Origin of the sequence: Pseudomonas sp. 14P_5.3_Bac1, from assembly GCF_025466135.1 — a bacterium.
Taxonomy (GTDB): Bacteria; Pseudomonadota; Gammaproteobacteria; order Pseudomonadales; family Pseudomonadaceae; genus Aquipseudomonas.
Window position 1 is genome coordinate 1 of record NZ_JANLOF010000017.1, and the last position, 24,561, is coordinate 24,561.

Genomic DNA, 24,561 nt, shown 5'->3' on the forward strand with positions numbered 1-24,561 from the left:
GTACGGAGCGGGTAAACCGGCAGGACGCCGGTTTAGCCGCGACGGGGCAGGGACGCCCCGTCGCGGCGGCCCGCTCCGTAATGCCTGCGTGAGGGCACACCGAGCCTAAGCGAGGTGCCGAGTGGTGGGGCAAGAGCGTTTTGGTTACTTTTGCGCTTTTCAAAAGTGACCCGCCGTAAGGGCGGAACCAAACGCAGCCATCACCCAAACAACGGATATGTACACACCCTCCTCAAAAAAAAGCTAAACCTTGAACTGCCGCAGCAACCCGTCCAACTCCTCACTCAACCCACGCAAATGCGCACTCGCCACGCTGGATTGCTCCGCCGCCAGCGCAGTGCTGTGCGACAACCCGGCCGCCTGGGTGACGTTCTGGTTGATATCCTCCACCACATGCGCCTGTTGCAAGGTCGCGCTGGCAATCGAGGCATTCAGCCCGTTGAGGTTACGCAACGCCTGGCCAATGGCGGTAAGACTCGCACCGGCCTGCCCAGCCTGTTCAATCGTCAACTGCGAAGCGCTATGGCTGTCACTGATCACCTTGACCGCCGCTTCCGAGTGACCCTGCAGACGCTCAATCATCACTTGGATTTCAGCAGTGGATTTTTGCGTACGCTGAGCCAGCAAGCGCACTTCATCGGCGACCACCGCAAACCCACGGCCCTGTTCTCCGGCACGCGCGGCCTCAATGGCCGCGTTAAGCGCCAGCAGGTTGGTCTGGTCAGCGATGGAGCGGATCACTTCCAGCACACCACCAATCTGCGTGCTCTCGCTGGACAAGGTGCGAATCACCTCCACGGCCTGGCTGATGGTGCCGGAGAGCTGGTCGATCTGCTGCAAACTACCGTCGATATTCACCTGGCCCTGCTGCGCCTGGGCCTGGGCATCGCGCATCTCACTGGCCGCATGTTCGGCGTTTTTTGCCACGTCCTGCACGCCATAAGTCACTTCATTGATCGCCGTCGCCACCAATTCCATCTGCTGCGACTGCTGCTGGCTGCGGTCATGCGCCTGGCTGGCGTTGTTGCCCAAGTCCGTGGACGACTGGCCCAACGCGTTGGCGCACACCTGCAACTGGCCAACCACCTGGCGCAGCTTGGCGGTAAAGCTGTTGAAGTGCCGAGACAGCTGGGTGACTTCGTCACGCCCGTGGGTGTCGAGGCTGCGCGTCAGGTCGCTTTCGCCACTGGCGATATTGGCCATGGCGTTTACCGCCGCCTGCAACGGCGTCACGATGCTGCGCGCAATCAAAGTGACCAACACGGCCATCAGCAGGGCGATGCCCAGGCCAATCAGCGAGGCCTTCCACACCTGGCCCGTGAACTCGGCCTGCACATCATCCACGTACACGCCGGAGCCGATAATCCAGCCCCAGGGTTCGAACAGCTGGATGTACGAGGTTTTTTCCACGGGCGCTTCGGCGCCGGGTTTGGGCCAGCGATAGTTGACGATGCCAGCGCCCTTGGCCTTGGCCAGGGTCACGAATTCGTTGAACACCGCAAAGCCGTCCGGGTCGCGGATCGCCGAGAGGTTCTGGCCATCCAGCTTGGGGTTGGCCGCGTGCATGATCATCACGGGCGTCAGGTCGTTGATCCAGAAGTAATCGTCGTGGTCGTAGCGCAGGCCACGCACCGCGCTCAGGGCCTGTTGCTGCGCGGCTTCACGGCTGAGCACGCCGGTTTTCTCAAGGTTCTGGTAATAGGCCAGCACCCCGCTGGCGGTCTGCACCACGTGCTGGGTCTGCTGGCGTTTGGCCTGGTAAAGGTCGCCGTGGATCTGCTTGAGCATCAACAGCCCCAACGTCAGCAGCATCAACACGGCGACTATCAGGATCAGCCAGAGGCGGCGGCTGATCGACATGCTGCGCAAACTGTTCATCGTCCTGTCACTCCATGCTTTTTATAATTGTGGGCGCCGCATCGACATTTCCGGCTTGTCTGATAGGCTTTCGGCCTGTAATTGAAAAACCTGAGTACTCCCTGATTTTTCACGAAATTTTTGCAGGCCGATGTTGAAAATCAGCAGCGGAACTTGAGTGCGCTTGTCGTCAGTGAACTATTAAAAAGACAGTCAAGGCATGCCGACAGGCATGACCTTTGGGGGATACATGGATTTTTGGACCGCCATACAGGCATTGATTCTTGGCGTGGTGGAGGGGCTGACAGAGTTCCTGCCCATATCCAGCACCGGGCACCAGATCATCGTCGCCGACTTGATCGGCTTCGGCGGCGAACGCTTTGATGCGTTCAATATCATTATTCAATTGGGCGCGATCCTGGCGGTGGTCTGGGAGTTTCGGCGCAAGATCCTCGACGTGGTCATCGGCTTGCCGACCCAGCCCAGTGCCCGGCGTTTCACGGCTAACCTGATCATCGCGGTGGTGCCGGCCATCGTGCTGGGGGTTATTTTTGCCGACCTGATCAAGCATTACCTGTTCAACCCGATCACGGTGGCCACCGCCCTGGTCGTGGGTGGCGTGATCATGTTGTGGGCCGAGCGCCGCGACCATGCGGTGCATGCTGACACCGTGGACCAGATCACCTGGAAAGACGCGCTCAAGGTCGGCCTGGCGCAGTGCCTGGCGATGATTCCCGGCACCTCACGCTCCGGCGCCACCATCATTGGCGGCCTGTTGTTCGGCCTGTCACGCAAGACCGCCACCGAGTTTTCGTTTTTCCTGGCGATGCCAACCATGGTCGGCGCGGCCCTGTATTCGGGCTACAAGTACCGTCACTTGTTCCAGCCCGATGACCTGCCGGTGTTTGCCATCGGGTTCGTCACCTCGTTCATCTTTGCGATGATCGCGGTCAAGGCCTTGCTCAAGTTCATCGCCAGCCACAGCTATGCGGCGTTTGCCTGGTATCGCATCGCGTTCGGCGTGCTGATTCTGGCGACCTGGCAGTTCGGCTGGATCGACTGGTCGGCGGTCAAACCATGAACATTCAGCATCCGCGCCTCAAGGCGCTGCTCTTTGTGCTGCTGTGCGCCGCGCCGCTGCTGGGGGCGGCGCTGGTGTGGCATCGCGGTGAGACCGTGATTCCGCTGGCCGCCTATGGTGTGGTCAGCGTGGTGGCGTTTTTTCTCTACTGGGGTGACAAGCGCAAGGCTCAGACAGCAGGCCCGCGCGTTCGCGAAAACATCCTGCACGCCGTGGAACTGGCCGGCGGATGGCCCGGGGCGTTGATCGCCCAGCAGGTGTTCCGGCACAAGACGCGCAAAGTGTCGTACCAGGTGCTGTTCTGGGTCATCGTGTTGCTGCACGAGGTGTTCTGGCTCGACCAGTTATTCCTGGGCGGCACGCTGCTTTCAATCTTCTAGCAACAGCCCGATCTGCGTGCGCTTGGGCAGTTTGCTCACCACCAACTGGTGAGAACGCTGCAACAGGCCACGCAGTTCCTCGGCGCCCAGCGGGTAGGGCGTGTTCATGATGATCCACTGTGCCCGCGCCAGATAAGGCGCCGGATGAATGCCGGGGCGGTCGACGTGGCCGAGGAACAGGTCCTTGTCGACCTTGAACGCCAGCGATTCGCCCCGCAGGTTCTGCAGGGCGAACATCTTGTTGCCAGCAATCGAGAACACCCGCACGCCGCCCCATTTGTAGTCTTCCCGCGCGCCGGGCAGGCTCAGGCAGAAGGCGGCGACGTGTGCTTCAGTCATTTTCATAGCAAGCGGTCTCCGCAGTCCTTGAAGGCTTCTTCCAGGTAGTCGATCCAGGCACGAATGGCCGGCAGCACGCCACGGCGATGCGGGTACACCGCCTGCAACCAGCCGCCCGGTGACGACCAATGCGGCAGCAGCTGCACCAATTGGCCGCTGGCCAATTCCTCTTCGCAGTACATCATCGGCAAGACCGTGAAGCCCAGGCCCTTGAGGGCACAGGCCTTGCGCACGATGAAGTCGTCGATGCCCAGGCGGGCTTCCAGCGCGAGGTCCTGGGCGTTGCCTTGCGGGTCGATCAGGCGCAGGTGGACCAGGCGGTCGGCCTCCAGGGCGCCGAGCACCGGTAGCTGTTTGAGGTCTTCGAGGCTGTCGATGTGCCGACCCTGGATGAATTCAGGGCTGGCCACCAGCAGGGTCTGGGCCTGGCGCAGGCGCTTGGTCACCAGCAGCGGGTCTTCATCGCCCGACTCGCGCACGCGCAGGGCCACGTCGATGCCCTCAGCCACCAGGTCGACACGGCGGTTCACCAGCGTCATCTCCAGCTGTACCAGCGGGTGGGCGGCGAGAAAACCGGCAACCATGCCCGGCATCATGTGCTGGGCCATGCCCACCGGGCAACTGACCCGCAGGCGCCCGCGCGGTTCGCTGAACATACTGGCCACGGCCTCGTCGGCCATTTCCGCTTCCAGCAGCATGGCCTGGCAATGGCGCAAATAACGCTCGCCGACCGCAGTGAGGGTCAATTGGCGGGTGGTGCGCTGCAACAGGCGCGCGCCGAGGCGTTCTTCCAGCTCGGCAATACGCCGTGACAGCCGTGACTTGGGAATCCCCAGTAGCCGGCCCGCCGCCGCAAAGCCGCCGGCCTCGACGACTTTGGCGAAATAGTAGAGGTCGTTGAGGTCTTGCATGGTCAACCTATTGTCCTGTCAGTGGGACGAACTATCCGCGTCTGGCGAGGGCAAATCCACTACAAAAAAAGCGAGCGCCGTGTGGCTGCTCGCGTTGGACCTGATTAAGCGCTTAGAACTGCGCGCCCGCCATCAGCACATACTTCACATGCACGTACTCTTCGATTCCGTAGTAGCTGCCCTCACGGCCATAGCCGGATTGCTTGATGCCGCCAAAGGGAACCGACGCGGTGCCGACCGAACCCGAATTGAGGATGACCATTCCCGCTTCCAGTTGGCGCGACAGCCGCAACGAACGCCCCAGCGCGCTGGTGTAGGCATACGCCACCAGGCCAAACTCGGTCTGGTTGGCGCGCGCGATGACTTCCTCTTCATCCTTGAATGAGTAGATGGCGAACACCGGCCCGAAGATTTCCTCAGTGGCCAGCGGTGAGTCGTCGCGCAAACCGGTCACCACGGTGGGTTCGTAGAACAACCCGCCCCTGGCGTGGGGCTTGCCGCCCATCAGCACGTTGGCGCCGGCGGCTTTGGCGCCTTCCACCAGGCGCACGACTTTGTCAAAACCCAGTTGATTGACCAGCGGCCCGACCACAAAGTCTTCACGCAGGCCTTGATCGACATCGATTTTGGCAACGGCCGCCTGCACCCGTTGGACGAAGTCCTCGAGGATGTTGTGCTGCACAAAAATCCGGTTCGGCGAGATGCACACCTGGCCGCTGTTGCGCAGTTTGGCGCTGACCAGGCCCTTGACGGCCTCATCCAAGTTGGCGTCCTGGAACACGATAAACGGCGCGTTGCCGCCCAGTTCCAGGGTCATTTTCTTGAGGGTGGCCGCGCATTGCGCCGCAAGCAATTTGCCGACAGCGGTGGAGCCGGTAAAGGTGATTTTGCGAATGCGCGGGTCGGCGGTGAAGATCAGGCCGATCTCCTTGGGATCGCCGACCACCACTTCCAGCACGCCGGGTTCGATACCGGCCTTGCGCGCGTATTCCAGCAGCTTGAAGGCCGTGAGCGGCGTGTCTTCGGCAGGCTTGATGACCATGGTGCAACCCGCCGCCAAGGCTGTGGCGACTTTGCGCGTGATCATCATGAACGGGAAGTTCCACGGGGTGATCGCCGCAACAGGGCCGACCGCTTCCTTGGTCACCACCACGTTGGCGTTGCGGTCGTGGGTGGGCAGGGTGTCGCCATACACGCGCTTGGCTTCTTCGGCGTACCACTCGATAAAACCCAGGCCGTAGTCGATTTCGCCACGGGCTTCGGTGAGGCACTTGCCGTTTTCGCGGCACAGCAGTTCGGCGAAGGCTTCCTTGTCGGCCTTAACGGCGTCGTGCCAGCGGCGCAGGATCTCGCTGCGCTCCTTGGCGAGCTTGGAAGACCATTCCGGGAAAGCCGCGCAGGTGCGCTCGACCGCCGCTTTGACTTCAGCCGAGGTGTTCTTGGCAACGCGGCCGATTTCTTCACCGGTGGCGGGGTTGTAGACGATTAGCATGAGGGCATCTCCGAGGGCTGAACGTGTTGTTTCAGGCTACGGAAACGGGCGGTTTGAGCGAATATCCAAACCAATCTGCTGATTGCCTATTCCTATGAGTGCATAGCCACGGCGACGATTGCACAGTAACGTGCGGTTTTCACCAGGAGCCTTGCACCATGGGCCGCACCCAACGAATCATCGAGCTGATGGGCACCCTGGCGCCTGTCGAAGGCTATAACCTGACCGCGTTGGATGACGTGCGCTTTTTGCGTTCCAACCGGCCTTTGCATCGGGTTCCGGTGCTCTACGATCCCGGCATTGTGATTGTCTGCCAGGGGTGCAAGCGCGGCTTTCTGGGGGAAGACATTTACCTGTATGACGCGCAGCATTACCTGGTGGTCTCGGTGCCTGTGCCGTTCACCATGGAAACCGAGGCCAGTGAAGAAGAGCCCATGCTGGCGGTGTACCTGCGGCTGGATTTTACCCTGGCCGCCGAATGGATGGTGGCGCTGGATGACTTCCCTGACCTGGTTGAGGCCAAGCCCCGCGGCATGTATTCATCGCCCATGGATGAGCCGCTCAGCGAGTCGTTGCTGCGTTTTCTCGAAGTGATGCGTGTGCCGATGGACGCGCAGCTCCTCGGCCCGTCGCTGGTGCGCGAAATCTACTACCGCATCCTCACGGGCGCGCAGGGCGGCTCGATGCGCGCCGCGCTCAACCAGCAGGGCCAGTTCGGCAAGGTCGCGCGGGCGATCCGCAAGATTCACGGCTGCTACCACCAGCACCTGGACGTGGAGGCCCTGGCGGCGGAAGCCAGGATGAGTGTGCCGAGTTTTCACGCGCACTTTCGCACGGTCACGGACACCTCACCGATGCAATACCTCAAGTCCACGCGCCTGCACCAGGCGCGCTTATTGATGTTGCGCAACGACATCACCGCCGCCACGGCGTGCTCCAGGGTCGGCTATGAAAGCGCGTCGCAGTTCAGCCGTGAGTTCAAACGCTTTTTCGGGCGCACGCCGCAGGCAGAGATCCAGTGGATGAAGCGCACCTATGCATTGCCGGCGCCTACGTCGGCGTCGATTTATGTGTCGTCCCACTGAACAGGGTCATCAGCAAGGCCAGCCCGGCAAAGGCCGCGCCGGTGAGGGCTTGTCCCTGCCAGCCGTAGTGCTGCGAGGCGAAAGCGCCCGCCGCCGAACCCAGGGCGCCGCCGATAAAGTAGACCACCATGAACACGGTGTTCAGGCGGCTGGTGGCTGAGGGTTCCAGCGCCAATACGCGGGTCTGGTTGGCCAGTTGGTTGGTCCGGTTACCCAGGTCGAGGAAGGTTGCCGCGATCAGGATGGGCCACCACCAGCCGCTCAGCCCAAGGCTGTAGATCAGGATAAACGCCACCAGCACCGTGCTGATGCCGGCGCGTTCGAGCAAGCGCCCATGGCGCCGGGTTTGCTGGCCAATGGTCGAGGCGCAGAGGATGCCGACGATGGCCGACAGCCCCACAAGGCCTGCCTGGGCACTCGAAAAGCCATACGGCGGCAAGGCCAGCAAGGCGGCCATCGAGCCCCAGAACACATTCAATGCACCGAATACCAGAGCGCCCTTGAGCGCCGATTGGCGCAGGGTCGGGTATTGCCTGGCCAGACCCCAGAGGGATTTGAGCAAGGCGCCATACGCGAGTTTGCTGGTGGAGATCGACACCGGCATGCGCGTCAGGATTGCCATAAACAGCAGCACATCCAGCGCCGCGGCCACGGCAAACATGCCGCGCCAGCCCAGCCAGCCGCTGACCACGCCGCTGACGGTCCTGGCCAGCAAGCCACCGGCCGACAAGCCGCTGACCATCAGGCCCAGCACCGCGCCTTTCTGTTCGAGGGTACTGAGGTCGGAAGCGGCGGGAATGATCACCTGCGCGCTGATACCCGACAGCCCCAGCAGCCCGCTCGCCACCAGCAGCCAGGTATAAGACGGCGCCGTGGCCGAGGCCAGCAGGCTGATGAAGTTCAGGCACAGCACGGCCAGGATCAATGTGCGTCGGCTGATCCGGTCGCCCAGCGGTACGAACAGCAGCAGGCCGCAGGCATAGCCCAGTTGCGTGAGCATGGCGATCTGCCCAACGTGCGCGGTGGACACCGCAAAGGTATTGGCGATCAGCGGCAGCATGGCCTGGTTGTAGTAAATCGTGGCGACCGAAAACCCGCAGCAGATGGCGAGGATCAGGGTCAGGCTCTTGGTCAGGACGGGAGAGGGTGGGTGCATGGCGTGGCCGGTGGCTGTCGGATCTGCCGGCGAGAATGAAGCGAAGCGCGGGCGAAATCTAGTGCGTCAGCGCTTCAGGCAAGAACCTTGTTGGATTGAATGTTGGCGGTGAAAGGATTGTCCTGCTGGCAGGACGAACAATCGCATTTAAGCTGGCTAATCGTTTATTGGGTTCATGTGTAGGATCAACCTCATTCGATCGCCTAGCCGCGATCCTCACTTGGAGATCCCGCATGAAACTGTTGCATATCGATTCCAGCATCCTCGGCGACAACTCGGCTTCGCGTCAGCTCAGCGCTGGTGTGGTCAAGGCCTGGCAAGCGGCTGAGCCGGGTGTGGAAGTGACTTACCGTGACCTGGCAAGCGAAGGCATCAGCCACTTTTCGGGCCTGACCCTGGGCGCCCTGGGCACCGCGGCTGAATTGCGCGACGCGGTACAACAGCACGAGGCTGAACTGAGCGCGTCGTCGCTGGCTGAATTCATCGCCGCCGACGCGGTGGTGATCGGTGCGCCGATGTACAACTTCTCGGTGCCTTCCCAGCTCAAGGCCTGGATCGACCGCATCGCCGTCGCCGGCCAGACCTTCCGTTACACCGAAGCCGGCCCTGAAGGCCTGTGCGGTGGCAAGAAGCTGATCATCGTCTCGACTGCGGGCGGTCTGCACGCCGGTCAGGCAAGCAACGTCGGCCACGAAGACTATTTGAAGCTGGTGTTTGGCTTCCTTGGCATCACCGACATCGAGTTCGTCCGCGCCCAAGGCCTGGCCTACGGTGAAGAAGTGCGCAGCAAAGCCCTGAGCGACGCCAACGCCGTGATCAACGAACAATTGTTCGCCGCCGCGTAAGGCTTGTGTAAATTTCGCGTCTGCTCGGTTCCAATCTGAAGTCTGGCGCCTAAACTCTGTATTCTGATCGCCTCAAAACGACCGGAGTACGGAGTTTTTTCGTTTACCCGCTGTCACTACTTTGGCCCAGGTTATGCACGCATGGGTTTATCACCCGCCGTGAGCGCCTTGAACCATGGACTTTTCATATAGATCTGCCGCGGGTGTTGAACGTGGTCGCGCAGCAAAGGTGGACATCCCCATGATGCGTCTTTGTGCTGTTTTGGTTCTCTCCCTGCTCGGTGGCCTGATTTCAGTGCACGCCGCCCCAGCGCCGCACCCGCATTGGAGTGTGGGCTTCCATCGCATGACCTTTCTCGACCCGCTGGACCAGCAGCCGATGAAGGCCATCGCGTTTTATCCGTCGACCGACGATGAACACAGCACTGCGTTGGGCGCCTATCACGTCGCCGCCACCGAAGACTCCAAGGTCGCCATCGGCCGCTTCCCGATGCTGATGCTGTCCCACGGCAACACCGGTACGCCACTGGCCCTGCACGACCTGGCCACGTCTTTGGCGCGCAAGGGCTTTGTGGTGGTGGCCGTATTGCACCCTGGCGACAACTACAAGGATCACAGCCGCCTGGGCACCGTGAGCAACCTGTACGGCCGGCCGATTCAGATCTCCGAAGCGATCACCGCCACCCTCGGCGACCCGATGCTGTCGCCGTTCGTCAACGTCGATCAGGTGGGCGTGATCGGTTACTCCGCCGGCGGCGAAACGGCGTTGATCCTGGCCGGCGCCAAGCCGGACTTCGACCGCCTGCGCCGTTATTGCCAGGAACGCCCGGAAGACCGCGACGCGTGCACCACCAAAGGCGAACTGGTGGTGGATCGCGACGACTTGCAGCCACAGGCCGACCCGCGCATTCATGCCTTGATGCTGATGGCGCCGTTGAGCCTGATGTTTGGCCGCCATACCCTGGCGGATGTGCATGTGCCCGTGCTGCTTTACAGCGGCGACGGCGACAAACTGGTGGCGGTGGACAAGAACGCCGCTGCCCTGGCGCGCAAACTGCCGGAGCCGCCGGATTTCAAACTGTTGGCGGGCGCCGGGCATTTCGTGTTCATGGCGCCGTGTGACAGCGACCAATTGGTGGCGATGCCGGCGATCTGCACGGATGCCGATGGCGTCGACCGCGAAGGCATCCACCGCGACCTGATTTCAGAAGCGGGGCGCTTCTTCTCCCACACGCTGGGCCAAGCGACCCGCGCCGGTATGCAGACCGCCGATCAGTAAGCGCGGCGCTTGAGCAACACGGTCAGCCCCAGCGCCGTGACCGATAACAGCGCGGCGCAAAAGAAGATCCAGCCGTAGCCGAGGTTCAGGGCCACGGCGCCCATCAATGGCCCGGCAATCGCCAGGGCCAGATCAAAAAACACCGCATACGCACTCAAGCCGGCGCCACGGCTGCTGTTGGGCACCTGCTTGATGGCTTCGACGCCCAGCGCCGGGTACACCAGCGACAAGCCAAAACCCGTGAGCCCGGCACCGATCAGCGCAACCCCGGTTGAGGGCGCCAGCCACAGCAGCTTCAGGCCCAGGGTTTCGATGGTCATGCAAGCAATCGCCGCACTGAACCCGCCAAAACGGCTGATGGCGGAGATAAACACCAGGCGCGACAGGATAAAACACGCGCCAAATACCGTCAGGCAATACGCTGCCCCGGCCCAGCCGCGATTGAGGTAATACAGGGTAATAAAGGTGGTCAGCGTGCCGTAGCCGATCGACGCCAGGCACAGGCTGGTGCCAAATGGCGCAATGCGCCCGAACACCGCCCAAAAGGGCAGTCGTTCGCCGCGTACCACCGGCACCGAAGGCTTATTGCGGATCAGCACCAGACCCAGCGCCGCCAGCACCGTCAAAGCGATGCCAAGGCTGGTGTAGCCATAATCCGCCACCATCACCACCCCCAGCGGCGCGCCAATCGCAATGGCGCCGTAGGAGGCAATGCCATTCCACGAAATCGAGCGCGCCGTGTGTTCAACGCCCACCGCGCCCATGCACCAACTGATGGTGCCCACGCCTATCAGCCCTTGAGCCACGCCAAGCAACAGCCGGCCGACGATCAGGATGCCCAGGCTCAGCGCAGGCAGGCTCTCGACCAGCGTCGCAAAAAACGTCAGCACACCGCTGACCAGAATACCGGCCAGGCCCAGCACAATCGCCCGCTTGGTGCCGACATTGTCGGACATGCGTCCAGCCATCGGCCGGCTGAGCAGGGTGGCCAGGTACTGCGAACCGATGGTGACCCCGGCCACCACCGCGCTGAAACCCAGGTTTTCATGCACATAACCTGGGATCACCGCGATCGGCAGGCCGATGCAGATAAAGGCGATGAAGGTGTAGAAGACGATGGAGACGATCTGCAGGGTGATCGACAGTGAACTGGGGGCGGTGGCAGGCATGGTCACTCGTTCGCGGGCGGGCGGTGACGGCATGATGGCAAGGGCTTGGCGGAAAAGGAAGCAGGCTAACTAGTTTGTTTGATGGCTGGGTTTATTGTGGTGAGCGGGCTGCTTGTGGCGAGCAGGCTTGCCCTGCGTTGGGCTGCGCAGCAGCCCCAATAAAAAACACCGCGTTCTGCCAGGCAGAACGCGGTGTCTGATTTTAGGGCCGCTTCGCAGCCCAACGCAGGGCAAGCCTGCTCGCCACAACAAGCCAGCTCACAGGGTAAGCCAGCTCACTACAGTGGCGTTACTTAGAACACCACGCCTTGGCTGCGCAGGTAGTCGTCGTAGGTGCCGCTGAAGTCGATCACGCCGTTGGCGCTCAGCTCGATGATGCGGGTGGCCAGGGACGATACGAACTCACGGTCGTGGCTGACGAAGATCAGCGTGCCCGGGTAGTTTTCCAGCGCCAGGTTCAGCGCTTCGATGGATTCCATGTCCAAGTGGTTGGTCGGTTCGTCCATGATCAGCACGTTCGGCTTTTGCAGAATCAGCTTGCCGAACAACATGCGGCCTTGCTCACCACCGGAAATCACCTTGACCGACTTGAGAATCTCGTCGTTGGAGAACAGCATGCGGCCCAAGGTGCCGCGAATCATTTGCTCGCCCTGCGTCCACTGACCCATCCAGTCGAACAGGGTGACGTCGTCTTCGAAGTCGTGCGCGTGATCCTGAGCGTAGTAGCCCAGCTCGGCGGCGTCGGTCCACTTGATGCTGCCGGCGTCCGGGGTCAATTCATTGACCAGGGTGCGCAGCAGGGTGGTCTTGCCGATACCGTTCGGGCCGATGATCGCAACACGCTCGCCCGCTTCAACCTGGAAGCTGAAGTCTTTGAACAGCGGCTTGCCGTCGAAACCCTTGGCCATTTTTTCGACCATTACCGCCTGGCGGTGCAGCTTCTTGTTCTGATCGAAACGGATGAACGGGCTCACGCGGCTCGAAGGCTTGACCTCGGCCAGCTGGATCTTGTCGATCGCCTTGGCACGGGAAGTGGCCTGCTTGGCTTTCGAGGCGTTGGCCGAGAAGCGGCTGACGAACGATTGCAGCTCGGAAATCTGGGCTTTCTTCTTGGCGTTGTCCGACAGCAGTTGCTCGCGGGACTGGGTCGCCACGGTCATGTACTCGTCGTAGTTGCCCGGGAACAGGCGCAGCTCGCCGTAGTCCAGGTCAGCCATGTGGGTGCACACGCTGTTCAGGAAGTGACGGTCGTGAGAGATGATGATCATCAGGCTGGAGCGCTGGGTCAGGATGTTTTCCAGCCAGCGGATGGTGTTGATGTCCAAGTGGTTGGTCGGTTCGTCGAGCAACAGCACTTCAGGATCGGAGAACAGCGCCTGGGCCAGCAATACGCGCAGTTTCCAGCCTGGCGACACTTCGCTCATCGGGCCGAAGTGTTGCTCCAATGGAATGCCCAGGCCCAGCAGCAGCTCGCCGGCGCGGGATTCGGCGGTGTAGCCGTCCATTTCAGCGAACTCGGTTTCCAGTTCGGCCACGGCCATGCCGTCGTCTTCGCTCATTTCCGGCAGCGAGTAGATGCGGTCGCGCTCAGCCTTGACCTTCCACAGCTCTTCGTGACCCATGATCACGGTGTCGAGCACGGTGAATTCTTCGTAGGCGAACTGGTCCTGGCGCAGCTTACCCAGGCGTACGTTCGGCTCGAGCATGACCTGGCCGCCGGACGGATCCAGGTCGCCGCCAAGGATTTTCATGAAGGTCGACTTGCCGCAACCGTTGGCACCGATCAAACCATAACGGTTGCCGGCGCCGAATTTGACCGAGACATTCTCGAAGAGCGGCTTGGCGCCGAACTGCATGGTGATGTTAGCTGTGGAGATCAATTACTTTACCTATCAATAGCTTAGGGTGCGCTTATTTGAGCTGGGACCAATTTGGGACCAATCTGGAGCTTTTCCATTTCGCTCCAGTCCGAGCTTGAGTTGATCCAACGCGCATAAGTCGAGAGCAGCATCTGCACACTATGGCCGAGCTGCTGGGAGATGAAGGCGGGGTTCATGCCAGACATAATGCATATTGTCGCATAGGTGTGACGACAGTTGTATGGCGGCCGACGACGGATATTCAGAGCGTTCAAAGTCGGAATCCACTGCTTGTGCAGGTCAGATGTCTGTTTCACGTACTCCGAGTTCTTTGACGGCGGGAAAATGAAGGGCGTTTCCAGCACTTTCCCTTTGCCTTTTTTCCGACGCTCCGCGTACTCCCTGGCAAATTGCAGGGCGTGCATGGCCCGGTCATTCAACAAAACGAATCGGTCTCCGCCGGTTTTCGTGCGCTCCACCACTTCCCCCAAGGCGATCCCGCGACATACGTGGGCCGTCCTCTTCTCTTCGTCAACCGCATCCCAGCGCATCGCCAGGGCTTCGGATAGGCGCATCCCCGTAAAAAAAACAAACTCAAAAAATGCCGCATAGATCGTACTGGACCAGTGACTGTGCTCGTACATTTTGGCGATGATCTGGTTTGCCTCGTCTAGGGTGAACGGGTCGATTTCCTTCTTAATACGCTTGGGCAGCTCCAGGATCGCCGCCGGGTTCTTTGGGATCAACTCCTCAGACACAGCGGAGTTCAGTATTGTCGACAGCTTCGAGATCGCGTTGCGCTTCACCCCTGGCGACTTCCACTCCCTGGAAGCCATAACCCGGCGGAGCAGCGTGGTGGTGATCAGGTCGATCCGCACCAGGGCCAGCCCAGGCATCCAGTACCTGTTTAGCGCTCCCTTGTAATTCCCCTTCGTGCCGGCCACTACCTCGCGGCTATCCAGCCAGAGCTGAGCGTACTCGCCGAAGTTGATCTTCCCGCCGGCGACGTTGCTGGAACTGGGGAATAGCTCGGCGTACTTGTCGTCGTCGAGCAACCCCAGCTTGATCAGCCCCTTTACCTGATCAACAACCTGTGAGGCTGATTTGATTCCTTTCTGTGTCGCGGGATAGGGGAGCGTTTCACTGCGCCGGCTGCCGTTCCACATAAATCGGATGCGGATCGATCCGTGGTGGAGGTCCATTCCTGCGGGCAGACCCACTGACTTTCGAGCCATTCGTAATATCTCCTGATGCTGTAGATGATCCTGCTGCCATGCTTATTCCAGACGCCAAGAGGTATCTGGTTCCTGGCTCGCTTTGAGCGCAGCGCCGCAATAGTGGTGCCGAGGATTTCGGCCATTTGCGCCTCGGGAACCTTGTCACCGGTGACGCCATCGTTCAGTTGTTCTGCCGCTGACATATCTACCTCCCGCCGGCCGCAGTGGGCCGCACCGTCTTGATGATGTGAACGATGAAACCGAAGGTGATCAGCAGCCAGGCGCAGGTGCCGGCGAAGGCGTAGAGGATGTCGGCCTTTTCACCGTCCTCCAGAAGGCATGGGCCGATCCAGAAGAGCCAGCAGCCGCTGCCGACCAGGTACAGCAAAGCGCCCAGCAGGATCAGGGTGAGTTTGAATGCGAACATGTAGTGTCCTTGCCGCGCTGGGCGGCTTAGTAAAATTTTTATATGGCGGAGTGGGTGCGTCGTGCTACTTTTTTGGCTGTTCGCTCAACCAGTGTTTACAAACTGCAGCCTTACCGGGGGACTTGCATCTGGCTTGAGCGAGCTCTTATTCAAAGCTGTAGTGCGCCGCGCTGGGCGGTAGAAGGTGGGTTAGTCGGTTCGGAAGACTTCGGCGCGAATGGCTTGCCAGTCTTGCTTGGTGGTCACCGGCTCATGCCCAAACCACCGTTCCGCCTGTTTCGCCAAGTCCTCGCGGGCCTGCCTCCAACCGCCGCCACGACGAAGCGCGCACACTCGCACTTGGTCGCCGAGCGATTTGCACTTCCCGATCTTCGTTTCTGCGCAAATAAACATGCGTGCATACCTCGCCCGCCGCTCACCGGCAGGCATGTAGGGGGTTTGGGTTAGGGCGATGTGGTCTGAGCCGCCCATACCGCTTTCCCTTGCTCGGTCGCTTGGAAAAGAGATCCATATGCCGATGTTCCAGCCGATCCGCACCATTTCAGCAAGCCAAGGTCTTCAAGCTTTCCGGTAGTGCGCGTGTGCGACGATTTGTAGAAATTCGGAAGACTGCTCACTGCGACACCGAGCACTTTCAATTGCGCGGGCGACAATCGCGGCGCGCGTTTCATGGCCTCGGCCCCTTGTAGATGAAGACGTAGGCGAACCAGAGGGTGGCGATCATGGCGCCACCTCACGGCGCGCCCACCAGCAGACCGGACCGTCGTCGGTGTCGTGAATGGCCAGGCAGAACCAGGCTTCGCCATCGGGCCGATCCGGCTCCCAGTAGCTGCAGTCCGGGTCGCCTGCTTCGAAATAGCGCTCAGAGACCGCTTCGTCGCTGTGGTATTCGAGGCTCACCATCTTCACCTGCAAGCCCTGTGTAGCGATCCAGGCCTTGCACTTATCACCGTCGCCCTCGTCGAAGTCGGGCATATCGGGGTGAGCGAACATGCCGTATTCGTCGCGCACGACCGGGGCTGGCAGGATCAATTTGATTTCTTCAGGCATGACTTCGTCCTTGCCGCTATAGCGGCTGATTGTGAGGGGGAGGGATTAGTTAATGACCTTTGGTCGGATATGCGGAACCTTCGGCGCCACGCGTAGCTATCCACCGGCGTTGGTGTAATCTTGAGCGACACACATCTAATGAGGCCGGACCATGCGTACCCGCGGTCAGATCTACTGGAATTGGGCTGATCCTGAATTGCATTGCCGCAATCACGATGAGCGTCTTCCATCTGGCATCTTGCTGAACATCCAAGTCCGACTGTCAAAGACCAATCAGACCCAGTTATTCGTTGGTGTTTACGGACAGACTGGAATGATGATTTTTGAAGATAGTTTTCTTGATCGCCCGGCGCAGACCATGTCTCAGGCTCTGGTCTGGGGCTTGGATTTTGCTCGCGAGAGAGCTACGCAGTCCGTACCCAACCTTGCTTCTCCCCCAAAAGAGCGACGTCAAAGGTCGTTCTAGCTTCGAATTCAACCGCTTATCAGCTGATGTGGATCTTTGGAGCGAGTGACTTGTCACTCTTTTGGATCCCAAATTAATCAGATCCGTTATGAGGCCCACTTGGATGAGCCTTTGAGGAAAGCGGTATGGAAGACGTTCGATTCAAATACCACGAGCTGCTCGTAGAACTCGATGCCGCCACTAGCAAAATGATGATGTTGGTGTCGGCTGGGCAGATGACCGGGCCGGAGTGGCTCGAGTCTGCTCAGAAGCATCATTACGCCTATGAGGCTTGGAAAGATTTTCTAAGGACTGCCCCGGCAGCTTCGGAAAGTCGCCATTAGTCAGCAGGCGATGTCTTGAAATATGCACGTTTCGCGAGAGGAGTACGGATGTACTCCTATCGGGATTTGGCTGACTCGGCCGTCTTTGCCTGCCGCGCCTTGAAGCGCTCGTAAGGCCCGCCGGGCAGCGATGCAATCTCGTTGGCCGCCTTGATCAGTAGATCGCCCAGGGCTTTCTGTGCCTTCGGTGTGAATGCCTTGAAGCGTGTGCCCGGCGGGTAATAGGCGGCGTATGCCAGGCGAGCGCAAAGCGTCGAGGCTTCGTCGAGGCCGCTACTTCGACCGTACCCGATTAGGGTTTCGCGATCCTCCAGAATGGGCACCACCGATACCGGAGCGAACTGCTCGACGCCAAACGCCAGATACGCCACCCACAGGCCCTGCACATACTCGTCGGCGTAACCCGTGCGATCATCGCCTCGGGCCAGGGATCGACCATCGAGGAAGCCGTAGACCGGGTGCTTGGTTGCCATCACCCATTTTTCAAAGCGCTCGCGCTTGCCTTCTGGTTGTTCGGTATGGCGAGGGGACAGCAGGTCAATCTGCTCATCCGCTGCGGTCAGGTGCTGTTGCAGTTCTTTCTCCCGGCGTTCAGCGGCAACGCAGCGCTCGGCAGCAGTAAGAAAGCATTGCACGGCGCTGTCGTAGTTTTCAGCGAGAACAAAGAGCCGGCCCTCGCTGGCGTGGATGATCTCGAATTCGGCGGGAGAGCAAGGTCTTGCTTGTGCCTCCCCTCCGAACGCCCCGATGTACCACTTCTTCACGTCGCTCATACAGCCTCCCTCGTTACCAGATCATGGGCATTCACAACCGTCATGCCGAGGCGTTCGGCGATCAGGACTTCCAGGCGAGCGCCCTTTGAATGCTCCCAGCCGGGCAGGGTGGCCACAGTGTCGCAGTCCATCAGGGCGGCAATGTCGCGGCGCATGCAGTCGTTCCAGGTGCCGCCGTCGGGGTTCAGTTCGGCGGGGTTGGTGACGGTGTGGCCGCCGGCGCGCAGGTTGGTGGTCATGGCGTGGACGGCCGCGAAGTTGAGGCCGGGCAGGCCGGTCATGGGGCCGCTGAGGTAAATCCGTTTCACGGGGAGTCCTGGCCGGGTCATGCCCGGGCGGTGGGGTGGGTTCAGATTTTCAATTTATGGACGGGTAGCAGCGCGAGCTGAGATGATCACAATCTTCAGGACGAGATCCGCAGAGATGGAGAGAAGGACTGTAGGGATTCTTTTGGCTGTTGGGTTGGCAGTACTCGTTGGAAAGGGCGCTCTCGAAAGCAAAAACAACGCTCATACATCTAGTAGCTCGACCTATGTGACGGCTGAGACTAAGGCTGTACCTGTACCGGCTCCAGTAAGTCGGACAGTCGAGGCTACGAAGGCGGACGATTCAAAGTTCAATTACGATCTCTCCAACGCTCACAGCAGCCGAAATCTGAGTAAGGCTGATCTGGCTTGGCATGCTTTAAATACCTATGGCTGGGACTGCTCAGAAGTTATCGCTGAGAAACAGTCACCCGCCGAAAAATACTCAGTGATTACCTGCTCCGGCGGATTGAAGTTGCGGGTCTACCGGCGAAGTGATGCACACCCCATTATCCGCAACATGAAAGGCGGCTATGAGTGAAGCTGTTTAAGAAGCCGCCGGCCGATCCAGCGAACCACGGTGACGGCCTTGCTGTTGCCGATTGCCTTGTAGCGTGGGCCGTCCGGGCATTCGCTGGCTGGCTTGCCGCGCCAGGGGATCAGGGTGTAGTCGTCGGCCATGCCTTGGAGGCGCTCGCACTCGACTGGGACCAGGCGCCTAACCTGGGTGGGCGCAAGCAGGGCTGGCGGCGGGCTGCATGCGTCCAGAGAGGCTGTGTATTCCTCGTACCACTTGCCAGCCCCAAGAGCCGCCGTGTGGTGAAGCTTGGTCGAGTAGGCTGGAACGAGTGGCTGCCCACGCCCGGTACCGTCCTCGCTAGCGTCGAACCCTTCGGCTTTCAGCGTGTGCGTGATATCTCCAGTGATGCATACGGCGACCTGGCCGCCGGCGTTGGCGTGGCTGCCTGAGTGATTCATTGCGCGCAGGGTAGGGGCAATCACCCCTGCGTCGGCGCCATGATCCTTGCAGGAGAATGCCAGCACCGCGTTTTCCGCTCCGTTGTTTCGGCCCAAGGCAAAGGCAAGACGGTCACTGACCCCAGGGTCTTGCGTGCCATGCACCACCAGCAGGCCCGACTGGGCATCCTGGTTTGTCGCGCTACCAGCCGCCTTGCCATTGGCGTTGAGTGTGCCTGCGATCAAGTGCCCGGCCTGCGCCTGGCTGTCATCAGCGCCGCATGTGCCTACGCCGTTGGCGGTCAGAGCAGAGACCGGCTTGTCTTGGACAAAAAACGTCTCGCTGTCCAGATCGTTGCGGCCTTCGTGGTGGGTAAGGGTGCCTGCCTTCTCGATAGAGCCGGTCATGCGCCCGGCGCCAAAAGCCGGGATACCGCCGAACATCGATACGGCTGGACCAAAGTCACCCTCGCAGTTCGGGCAGCCATAGGCGCCTAGCTGCTCGGGGAAGACGTACTCACATCCTTCTCCGCACTGGAGCGCAGAGCCGAAAGGAGCTGTTCCGGTAACGTCCTGCCCCTGGCCTCGGCGCGGCGCATTATCCCGGCGCACGCCTTCTCGCTCAAAAAGTACCTCGGCGGGATCGAACCCGTCTCGAGCACTTGCGACAACGAACACACGACGGCGTCGTTGGGCCAGGCCGAAATATTGGGCGTCCAGGACCCGCCACGCGATTGTTCTTTTGGGTCCATACACACAACCAGCGTCCTGCCATTTTTTCCCTGGAGGCTGCAGCTCGCAGTCTTCCCCAGCAAGCGCGCCAAGAAAGCATCCGAAGGCGTTCCCTTTGTCGCTGAGGACGCCGGGGACGTTCTCCCAGACGATAACGCTGGCGGGCTTTCGCTGGCCGGCGCGAACATAGTCAACTGCATCTGCAAGCTCCACGTATTTGATGGTTAGGGCGCCGCGCGGGTCGGTAAGGCCTTCGCGCATACCGGCAACTGAAAAGGCCTGGCATGGAGTGCCGCCGACCAGCATGTCCGGCGCCGGGATCTTTCCGGCCAGCACCAGCGCTGGCAGCTTGGTCATGTCGCCGTGGTTCGGCACGTCGGCGTAGTGGTGGGCCAGGACCGCAGAGGGGAACGGCTCAATCTCGGCGAACCATGCGGCGCGCATGCCCAGTGGGTGCCAGGCCTGTGTCGCGGCTTCAATGCCGCTGCACACAGAGCCGTAGGTGATATCGGGCATAGGGGATCCTCGCCAGCTGGCGTGAAATGAGTTTGTGGGCTATTGGTATCTGCGTAGTTCAACCTGGCAGGAGGCCGATATGAGACTGCAAAGCGATATCGATGCACTCTCAGCAATCGACGAAGACGCACGCGCGATGCTGAAGCGGATAGGCATTCCCGACGACAAGCAGAAGCTTGAAGTCTTGATCTGCTTGCGACAGATAATCGATCTTGCGAGCTACAGAAACCAGATCGACGAGTATTCGGAGCCATTGGCGCGATAGTGCGCGGCTGGCACGGTTCGTTGATATGGGGTATTACGGGTGACCGGCATGGAACCGGATCAAGCGGCCTGAGAAATCGGCACGGCCTTCAGGTCGTCTTTTTCGTCAGCGTCGCCCAGATAAGGCTTCAGCTCCGCGCGGGTGTACTTGCCAGCCCTGATCGTGTCACTGGTATATCCGCTGTAATTGGGACGGAAATAGACCCCGTCTTTCATGTTGAGGATCATGAACAATGGCTCAGGCTCAGGGAAAAGAACCTCGCGCAAAACCTCGGCCCGCCGATAGTTCATCCCGGCCACTGCTCTGGCGATCATGTCTTCCAAGCGCTGGCGGCGGGCACGCTCGTTTTTCTTGGTCCTGATGTCTGCCGGCCGGTCAACAAATAGCTCAAAGCACGCCTTGTTGGTGTATCCGTATTTGCCGTAAGACACCCACCACATGTTGTTGATGTTCACGAACGCGGTGCCCTGGTACCAGCGGCCTTTGCGGTCAGTCGTCCAAACCTTCGAGCCATGCTGAATGGTTTTCTTGTCGCCTGATACCGAGTTGTAATCGGCAGCGGGAATGTCTGGCGGACCGAAGCGGCGCTTGCTTACATAGTCGGCATTGATCCACTCGATGTTGGTCAATCCGCCTAAACCGCACTTCCGATCTGACGACTTGAACGTGTAGCCCGTGAAGACGTTGCACAGATAGTCACGAATGCGCGTGCGGGTACGCTGCATTTCCAGGCGAGCCAGGTACGGCATGTGCTTCTCTTTGTCGCTTTGGTACCGCCCGCTATGATCAGCGCGATCCGGCGTGTTCACGGCCTGGAAGAACTCCAGTTCAATGCTGCGCCCGCAGATCTTGAGGTCGGCTTGCAGATCGCCTTTCACGCAATGGCGTGAATTGTTGCCAGTGAAGATGTGGGTCTGCTCGCCGACGGTCCATCCGATACGATTGAGCGTTTGAATGATCCGCTTGAACACTTCGCGCTTGAACTTGCGCTCCCAGATCACCTTGGCGTCCCACTCGCGAGGAATACCTTCCTCCCACACAGCCAGGCGCGCCTCGCCGAACGACACGCGACCTTCGCGTTGAATTTGCATTGGATTGTCTCCAGTCAGGCGCCGCCCTCCGGGACCGGTGGTGGCAATTTGGTTGGGGTTCGTGTCTGATGTGTCAAAACGGAAAGAAGGGATGTCGTCCAAATGAAGCTCGCAGGCTTGATCGCTGTAAATATAAAAAAAATGCCAAGCGATTGGAGTTCTGTAGATTATGTAGATAAAAGTACTGGTAAATTTCACAGGATTTATAAGTATAAAAATAAACCATGTAAAAGTGTTTATATCAAATCAAGGCTTGGCGAGCATATGGCCGGATACGCGTTGATAGAGAAAGATATTAGGAGTGCGCTGGTTTGGCTTCGTAAAATTAAGGAGCTAGTTGGTGATTTTGATAGTAAGAAAGATGGTGGGTTTAGTGTTAATCGCGATAGGGAGAAATTTAATATTATTAAAGGTCTGTTTGTTGCATCCCTGACTTTTTATGGTAAGTGTTTTTCTAAATGTGATGGAAGACCTGTAAAGCTCGAACGTAACCAGTTAGAAGAAAAGTATAGAGCTATTCACGATCAGGCAATTGCATATCGTCATAATTTCGCAGCGCACAGCGGGGCTATGCGGCTTGAATTTGCACGTATTGCATTAGTTATTCCGGAAAAAGTGAAGCATGGGAAAGATATTCCGATTAACCTTTATACAGAAATTAATCAACCAGATTTAGCTTGGCATAGCAAAGATAAGGAGTTGTGGTTTATTGAGCTTTTAGAGCACGCTCAAGAGATGGTTAAAGGGAAGATTAAAAAAATAAGTGATAAGATTCTCAATGAAGAAGTTCTTCCGAAAGGCCCAGCGAGTTTCTTCAAGTAATTGAGCTGTATTCTCGTAATTCCTACGTCTAAGGGGAAATGCTTTCTACATTCTGAGGCAGTGTGAGCTCGTCACCAGGTTCATCAGGGTCTTTTGCCAATTGCAGCAGCCCGGCGGCCCTGATGATTTGCGACGCCTCCTCAGTAACAACAAAAGGTGTCGTGACACACTTGAGCATCTGCGCCGCCGTTTCGAAGTCGGCGGCGATCACGTTGCGCAGCAGGTTCTGAAACACTTCCTGCTGATTGTTGAAGTCGTGCTGCATCATCAGGCGCTTCAGGTCTTTCTTAAATACTCCTGCGACCTCAACCGTAAATTTTTCGACGCCCAAGGCAGCGTCCTTTGCCGCTGTCTTCCTGCGCTTGCGGCGCTGCTTCAGCGCCTCCGCCGTCGACTGTTGCTCTTCCTAGGCCATGGCCTACCTCTTCGATTTCATGTGCTGGCAAATCAAGCCATGCCTGGCGCCGGCGCTGTCGCACCTGGTTGCTGATGCGCTTCATGGGGTGTCTACGAACTTGAAGCCGTTCTCCTGGGCGATCAGCGTGACGCGCTTGATGTACATGCCCAGGTTCTTTGCTGCCACGCTGGCGACCACGCCCTTGGCTGCTTCGGCGCGCATCGCCGGGGCCAACTTGTCGCGTTCTTTCCGCAGGCGTTCGTGGTGCGCCGTGGTGCCGTTGAATGGGCCGTCGACACCCACGCCATTCGGGATTACCTGAGCGGACTTGCCGGCACCGAAGAAGGCGTCCAACTGCCGGTTCAGGTCGTCGATGATTGCATCCCGCGGATTGGGCATTGGCACGCCGATCATTGCGCACCACCTGAGAGCGTCACCTTGACGCCATCGGCTCGCGATTCCAGCGCCTGAGCCAGGTTGCTTGCTTCCTTCCAGGTCCAGCGGAAGCCCTTCACCTTGCCGGTGCAGCGCTCCACGATGTGGTAGGCCTTACCCGAGTCTGTGTTGGGTTTTGAAATCGAAGGAGTGTTTATTTTTTTGTGCGGACACAGGGGGAACCTCGCTTAACCAAAGTTAGTCTCTGTTGAAGCAGTTAGAGATGAGTGACTGACGCTCACGAACGGGGAGGTGGTATGAGATGGATTTTGAAAATCACGAGCCCTAGTGGCGAAGTGTTTTACAGCGAAGCGAAAAGTGGTGATGGAAATAGGCGTCTTTGTGCCGATCCTAAACATGCAGAGCAGTTTGAGAGCCGGACCGACGTTGAGTCGGCGCTAATCTACTTTCAGCTCCTATGGGAATTCAGAGGTCATCAGCACGAAGCCGTAGAGCACAATCAGCTAGATGATCAAATTCAATTGGCGTAATTCCTTGATATTACGAGGATTATGCATGAGCAGCATGTGGCCGTATTGAGGGGAGTGACTTGGTTCTAGTAGATCGAGAATGGCCTATTGATCTCGCATACCCTGATGGCACGACGGCCAAGGTTGACTTAGCTTGCGTTGCCGATTGCGATCTTGTTCTGACGGAGTTGCGGATTGAAGTCTTAACAGCAGACGGTGTGCGAATTTGTTTTGCTGACAAGGCCATGTTAAAAAGTCTCGCGGCAGCCGCTTTGCGCGGGAGAGAAATCGTCGACCAGTTCGTCCAGAAACGCTCGGTTAAATAATCCCTACTTCAAACTCGCTGCCGAGGATCTTGGCAGCACACTTAATCTGCTCGATGCCACCCTCAAACCGGAAACTCAGGTTGAAATAGATCGCGCCGTCCAGTTCTAGGTGAGAAACGCTGCTTACGCAAAGTGCGTCGGAGTTCATGTACGACGCTCCCATACATTCTCCTGACCGATGATATTGGGGGCAATGCTCTTTCCACCGCGCCACCGCGCGCTCAGGCGCTCGTCCTAGACAACCTATTCGGGCCGACCCTCCTTGGAGGTGCCTTGGCAACCGTGGCGCTGGAGAGGAGCGCGGTATCCGTACTCTTCTAGGCGCCACTAGCGGACACACAGTTCACTAGTGGCGCTGAGCGTCAAGCCTACGTGATAGCCGCAGCTGCTGGAGGGCATCATCGGAGCCCATTTGGCGGACTTGACTCAGATTGGCGAGCTGCGCATTTTAGGGCGTACGTTTACATCCCAGTAGATGGCAATGGCTACTCAGGGCAATGCGGCGTTCCTTTACATGTAGTTGCTCATGCGTTATC

At 59.2% G+C, this 24,561-nt stretch carries 26 protein-coding genes; 9 read left to right on the plus strand and 17 right to left on the minus strand.

What is annotated here, in order from left to right; all coding sequences use genetic code 11:
- Window positions 1-243: 243 nt before the first annotated feature.
- Complete coding sequence (locus NTD89_RS03970) at window positions 244-1,878, minus strand: methyl-accepting chemotaxis protein (RefSeq protein WP_262206534.1); 1,635 nt, start codon at window positions 1,876-1,878, stop codon at window positions 244-246.
- A gap of 229 nt (window positions 1,879-2,107) precedes the next feature.
- Here NTD89_RS03970 and NTD89_RS03975 point away from each other — a divergent pair, with 229 nt between their 5' ends.
- Window positions 2,108-2,938: an undecaprenyl-diphosphate phosphatase gene (locus tag NTD89_RS03975; RefSeq protein WP_145160424.1), complete on the plus strand. Its 831-nt coding sequence runs from the start codon at window positions 2,108-2,110 to the stop codon at window positions 2,936-2,938.
- Window positions 2,935-3,318, plus strand: a complete 384-nt coding sequence (locus NTD89_RS03980) for a DUF1294 domain-containing protein (protein ID WP_145160426.1) — start codon at window positions 2,935-2,937, stop codon at window positions 3,316-3,318. The genes NTD89_RS03975 and NTD89_RS03980 overlap by 4 nt, the downstream gene beginning before the upstream one ends.
- On the opposite strand, the gene NTD89_RS03985 is transcribed toward NTD89_RS03980, so the two are convergent.
- From NTD89_RS03985 to NTD89_RS03995, 3 genes are all read right to left on the minus strand, one after another.
- Window positions 3,307-3,663 carry an MmcQ/YjbR family DNA-binding protein gene (locus tag NTD89_RS03985; protein WP_242197027.1) on the minus strand — a complete coding sequence of 119 codons (357 nt, stop codon included), beginning with the start codon at window positions 3,661-3,663 and terminating at the stop codon, window positions 3,307-3,309. The genes NTD89_RS03980 and NTD89_RS03985 overlap by 12 nt on opposite strands.
- A complete protein-coding gene (locus tag NTD89_RS03990; protein ID WP_262206563.1) occupies window positions 3,660-4,568 on the minus strand; it encodes a LysR substrate-binding domain-containing protein in 909 nt (302 codons plus the stop codon). The genes NTD89_RS03985 and NTD89_RS03990 overlap by 4 nt, the downstream gene beginning before the upstream one ends.
- Window positions 4,569-4,680: 112 nt before the next feature.
- Window positions 4,681-6,060 carry an NAD-dependent succinate-semialdehyde dehydrogenase gene (locus NTD89_RS03995; protein ID WP_262206535.1) on the minus strand — a complete coding sequence of 460 codons (1,380 nt, stop codon included), beginning with the start codon at window positions 6,058-6,060 and terminating at the stop codon, window positions 4,681-4,683.
- A gap of 158 nt (window positions 6,061-6,218) precedes the next feature.
- Here NTD89_RS03995 and NTD89_RS04000 point away from each other — a divergent pair, with 158 nt between their 5' ends.
- Entirely contained in the window at window positions 6,219-7,145 is a 927-nt protein-coding gene (locus NTD89_RS04000) for an AraC family transcriptional regulator (protein ID WP_262206536.1), read from the plus strand.
- On the opposite strand, the gene NTD89_RS04005 is transcribed toward NTD89_RS04000, so the two are convergent.
- Window positions 7,111-8,301 carry an MFS transporter gene (locus NTD89_RS04005; RefSeq protein ID WP_262206537.1) on the minus strand — a complete coding sequence of 397 codons (1,191 nt, stop codon included), beginning with the start codon at window positions 8,299-8,301 and terminating at the stop codon, window positions 7,111-7,113. The genes NTD89_RS04000 and NTD89_RS04005 overlap by 35 nt on opposite strands.
- Window positions 8,302-8,534: 233 nt before the next feature.
- Between NTD89_RS04005 and NTD89_RS04010 the strand changes: the two genes are divergently transcribed.
- Both NTD89_RS04010 and NTD89_RS04015 read left to right on the plus strand, forming a co-directional pair.
- The gene (locus tag NTD89_RS04010) at window positions 8,535-9,146 is read left to right on the plus strand and encodes an FMN-dependent NADH-azoreductase (protein WP_106577978.1); all 612 of its coding nucleotides are present in this window, start codon (window positions 8,535-8,537) and stop codon (window positions 9,144-9,146) included.
- Between the two features lie 241 nt (window positions 9,147-9,387).
- Window positions 9,388-10,425: an alpha/beta hydrolase family protein gene (locus NTD89_RS04015; RefSeq protein WP_242197017.1), complete on the plus strand. Its 1,038-nt coding sequence runs from the start codon at window positions 9,388-9,390 to the stop codon at window positions 10,423-10,425.
- Here the strand turns inward: NTD89_RS04015 and NTD89_RS04020 are convergent.
- The 5 genes from NTD89_RS04020 to NTD89_RS04040 form a co-directional block, all read right to left on the minus strand.
- On the minus strand, window positions 10,419-11,594 hold the full coding sequence (locus NTD89_RS04020; RefSeq protein WP_262206538.1) for an MFS transporter: 1,176 nt from the start codon (window positions 11,592-11,594) through the stop codon (window positions 10,419-10,421). The genes NTD89_RS04015 and NTD89_RS04020 overlap by 7 nt on opposite strands.
- Before the next feature lie 293 nt (window positions 11,595-11,887).
- Window positions 11,888-13,474 (minus strand): ABC-F family ATPase, encoded by a 1,587-nt coding sequence (locus NTD89_RS04025; protein ID WP_106577981.1) that lies wholly within the window; start codon window positions 13,472-13,474, stop codon window positions 11,888-11,890.
- 20 nt (window positions 13,475-13,494) lie between these two features.
- Window positions 13,495-14,688, minus strand: coding sequence for a site-specific integrase (locus NTD89_RS04030; protein ID WP_262206539.1), 1,194 nt, complete (start codon window positions 14,686-14,688; stop codon window positions 13,495-13,497).
- 187 nt (window positions 14,689-14,875) lie between these two features.
- Complete coding sequence (locus NTD89_RS04035; protein ID WP_262206540.1) at window positions 14,876-15,097, minus strand: hypothetical protein; 222 nt, start codon at window positions 15,095-15,097, stop codon at window positions 14,876-14,878.
- Window positions 15,098-15,817: 720 nt separating this feature from the next.
- Entirely contained in the window at window positions 15,818-16,147 is a 330-nt protein-coding gene (locus tag NTD89_RS04040; protein ID WP_262206541.1) for a hypothetical protein, read from the minus strand.
- 151 nt (window positions 16,148-16,298) lie between these two features.
- Between NTD89_RS04040 and NTD89_RS04045 the strand changes: the two genes are divergently transcribed.
- Both NTD89_RS04045 and NTD89_RS04050 read left to right on the plus strand, forming a co-directional pair.
- The gene (locus NTD89_RS04045; RefSeq protein WP_106577986.1) at window positions 16,299-16,613 is read left to right on the plus strand and encodes a hypothetical protein; all 315 of its coding nucleotides are present in this window, start codon (window positions 16,299-16,301) and stop codon (window positions 16,611-16,613) included.
- A 125-nt stretch (window positions 16,614-16,738) separates the two neighbouring features.
- On the plus strand, window positions 16,739-16,936 hold the full coding sequence (locus NTD89_RS04050; protein ID WP_106577987.1) for a hypothetical protein: 198 nt from the start codon (window positions 16,739-16,741) through the stop codon (window positions 16,934-16,936).
- 56 nt (window positions 16,937-16,992) lie between these two features.
- On the opposite strand, the gene NTD89_RS04055 is transcribed toward NTD89_RS04050, so the two are convergent.
- From NTD89_RS04055 to NTD89_RS04065, 3 genes are all read right to left on the minus strand, one after another.
- Window positions 16,993-17,709: a hypothetical protein gene (locus tag NTD89_RS04055; RefSeq protein ID WP_262206542.1), complete on the minus strand. Its 717-nt coding sequence runs from the start codon at window positions 17,707-17,709 to the stop codon at window positions 16,993-16,995.
- Complete coding sequence (locus NTD89_RS04060) at window positions 17,706-18,017, minus strand: DUF4406 domain-containing protein (protein ID WP_262206543.1); 312 nt, start codon at window positions 18,015-18,017, stop codon at window positions 17,706-17,708. Before NTD89_RS04060 ends, NTD89_RS04055 begins: the two co-directional genes overlap by 4 nt.
- Before the next feature lie 528 nt (window positions 18,018-18,545).
- Complete coding sequence (locus NTD89_RS04065) at window positions 18,546-20,219, minus strand: DNA cytosine methyltransferase (protein WP_262206544.1); 1,674 nt, start codon at window positions 20,217-20,219, stop codon at window positions 18,546-18,548.
- A 79-nt stretch (window positions 20,220-20,298) separates the two neighbouring features.
- Here NTD89_RS04065 and NTD89_RS04070 point away from each other — a divergent pair, with 79 nt between their 5' ends.
- Window positions 20,299-20,484 (plus strand): hypothetical protein, encoded by a 186-nt coding sequence (locus NTD89_RS04070; RefSeq protein WP_262206545.1) that lies wholly within the window; start codon window positions 20,299-20,301, stop codon window positions 20,482-20,484.
- A 59-nt stretch (window positions 20,485-20,543) separates the two neighbouring features.
- Here the strand turns inward: NTD89_RS04070 and NTD89_RS04075 are convergent, their stop codons facing one another.
- Window positions 20,544-21,575, minus strand: coding sequence for a hypothetical protein (locus NTD89_RS04075; RefSeq protein ID WP_262206546.1), 1,032 nt, complete (start codon window positions 21,573-21,575; stop codon window positions 20,544-20,546).
- A 102-nt stretch (window positions 21,576-21,677) separates the two neighbouring features.
- On the opposite strand from NTD89_RS04075, the gene NTD89_RS04080 reads away from it, so the two are divergent.
- Window positions 21,678-22,397, plus strand: a complete 720-nt coding sequence (locus tag NTD89_RS04080; RefSeq protein ID WP_262206547.1) for a hypothetical protein — start codon at window positions 21,678-21,680, stop codon at window positions 22,395-22,397.
- Between the two features lie 28 nt (window positions 22,398-22,425).
- On the opposite strand, the gene NTD89_RS04085 is transcribed toward NTD89_RS04080, so the two are convergent.
- The 3 genes from NTD89_RS04085 to NTD89_RS04095 all read right to left on the minus strand — a co-directional run bounded on the left by NTD89_RS04085 (window position 22,426) and on the right by NTD89_RS04095 (window position 24,173).
- On the minus strand, window positions 22,426-22,728 hold the full coding sequence (locus NTD89_RS04085; protein WP_315975602.1) for a hypothetical protein: 303 nt from the start codon (window positions 22,726-22,728) through the stop codon (window positions 22,426-22,428).
- A 165-nt stretch (window positions 22,729-22,893) separates the two neighbouring features.
- Entirely contained in the window at window positions 22,894-23,208 is a 315-nt protein-coding gene (locus NTD89_RS04090; protein WP_262206548.1) for a hypothetical protein, read from the minus strand.
- Between the two features lie 809 nt (window positions 23,209-24,017).
- Window positions 24,018-24,173 (minus strand): hypothetical protein, encoded by a 156-nt coding sequence (locus NTD89_RS04095; protein ID WP_164487929.1) that lies wholly within the window; start codon window positions 24,171-24,173, stop codon window positions 24,018-24,020.
- Window positions 24,174-24,561 lie beyond the last annotated feature (388 nt).

Excerpts from the sequence above, each read along its gene's own strand:
- NTD89_RS03975 (WP_145160424.1), top strand. The coding sequence starts at position 2,108 with ATGGATTTTTGGACCGCCATACAGGCATTGATTCTTGGCGTGGTGGAG.
- NTD89_RS04030 (WP_262206539.1), bottom strand. The coding sequence starts at position 14,688 with ATGGCTCGAAAGTCAGTGGGTCTGCCCGCAGGAATGGACCTCCACCAC.
- NTD89_RS03990 (WP_262206563.1), bottom strand. The coding sequence starts at position 4,568 with ATGCAAGACCTCAACGACCTCTACTATTTCGCCAAAGTCGTCGAGGCC.
- NTD89_RS04005 (WP_262206537.1), bottom strand. The coding sequence starts at position 8,301 with ATGCACCCACCCTCTCCCGTCCTGACCAAGAGCCTGACCCTGATCCTC.
- NTD89_RS03980 (WP_145160426.1), top strand. The coding sequence starts at position 2,935 with ATGAACATTCAGCATCCGCGCCTCAAGGCGCTGCTCTTTGTGCTGCTG.
- NTD89_RS04065 (WP_262206544.1), bottom strand. The coding sequence starts at position 20,219 with ATGCCCGATATCACCTACGGCTCTGTGTGCAGCGGCATTGAAGCCGCG.
- NTD89_RS04035 (WP_262206540.1), bottom strand. The coding sequence starts at position 15,097 with ATGTTCGCATTCAAACTCACCCTGATCCTGCTGGGCGCTTTGCTGTAC.
- NTD89_RS04090 (WP_262206548.1), bottom strand. The coding sequence starts at position 23,208 with ATGATCGGCGTGCCAATGCCCAATCCGCGGGATGCAATCATCGACGAC.
- NTD89_RS04015 (WP_242197017.1), top strand. The coding sequence starts at position 9,388 with ATGATGCGTCTTTGTGCTGTTTTGGTTCTCTCCCTGCTCGGTGGCCTG.
- NTD89_RS04045 (WP_106577986.1), top strand. The coding sequence starts at position 16,299 with ATGCGTACCCGCGGTCAGATCTACTGGAATTGGGCTGATCCTGAATTG.
- NTD89_RS04080 (WP_262206547.1), top strand. The coding sequence starts at position 21,678 with ATGAAGCTCGCAGGCTTGATCGCTGTAAATATAAAAAAAATGCCAAGC.
- NTD89_RS04095 (WP_164487929.1), bottom strand. The coding sequence starts at position 24,173 with ATGAACTCCGACGCACTTTGCGTAAGCAGCGTTTCTCACCTAGAACTG.
- NTD89_RS04010 (WP_106577978.1), top strand. The coding sequence starts at position 8,535 with ATGAAACTGTTGCATATCGATTCCAGCATCCTCGGCGACAACTCGGCT.
- NTD89_RS04040 (WP_262206541.1), bottom strand. The coding sequence starts at position 16,147 with ATGCCTGAAGAAATCAAATTGATCCTGCCAGCCCCGGTCGTGCGCGAC.
- NTD89_RS03970 (WP_262206534.1), bottom strand. The coding sequence starts at position 1,878 with ATGAACAGTTTGCGCAGCATGTCGATCAGCCGCCGCCTCTGGCTGATC.
- NTD89_RS04075 (WP_262206546.1), bottom strand. The coding sequence starts at position 21,575 with ATGCAAATTCAACGCGAAGGTCGCGTGTCGTTCGGCGAGGCGCGCCTG.
- NTD89_RS03985 (WP_242197027.1), bottom strand. The coding sequence starts at position 3,663 with ATGAAAATGACTGAAGCACACGTCGCCGCCTTCTGCCTGAGCCTGCCC.
- NTD89_RS04070 (WP_262206545.1), top strand. The coding sequence starts at position 20,299 with ATGAGACTGCAAAGCGATATCGATGCACTCTCAGCAATCGACGAAGAC.
- NTD89_RS03995 (WP_262206535.1), bottom strand. The coding sequence starts at position 6,060 with ATGCTAATCGTCTACAACCCCGCCACCGGTGAAGAAATCGGCCGCGTT.
- NTD89_RS04050 (WP_106577987.1), top strand. The coding sequence starts at position 16,739 with ATGGAAGACGTTCGATTCAAATACCACGAGCTGCTCGTAGAACTCGAT.
- NTD89_RS04000 (WP_262206536.1), top strand. The coding sequence starts at position 6,219 with ATGGGCCGCACCCAACGAATCATCGAGCTGATGGGCACCCTGGCGCCT.
- NTD89_RS04020 (WP_262206538.1), bottom strand. The coding sequence starts at position 11,594 with ATGCCTGCCACCGCCCCCAGTTCACTGTCGATCACCCTGCAGATCGTC.
- NTD89_RS04055 (WP_262206542.1), bottom strand. The coding sequence starts at position 17,709 with ATGAGCGACGTGAAGAAGTGGTACATCGGGGCGTTCGGAGGGGAGGCA.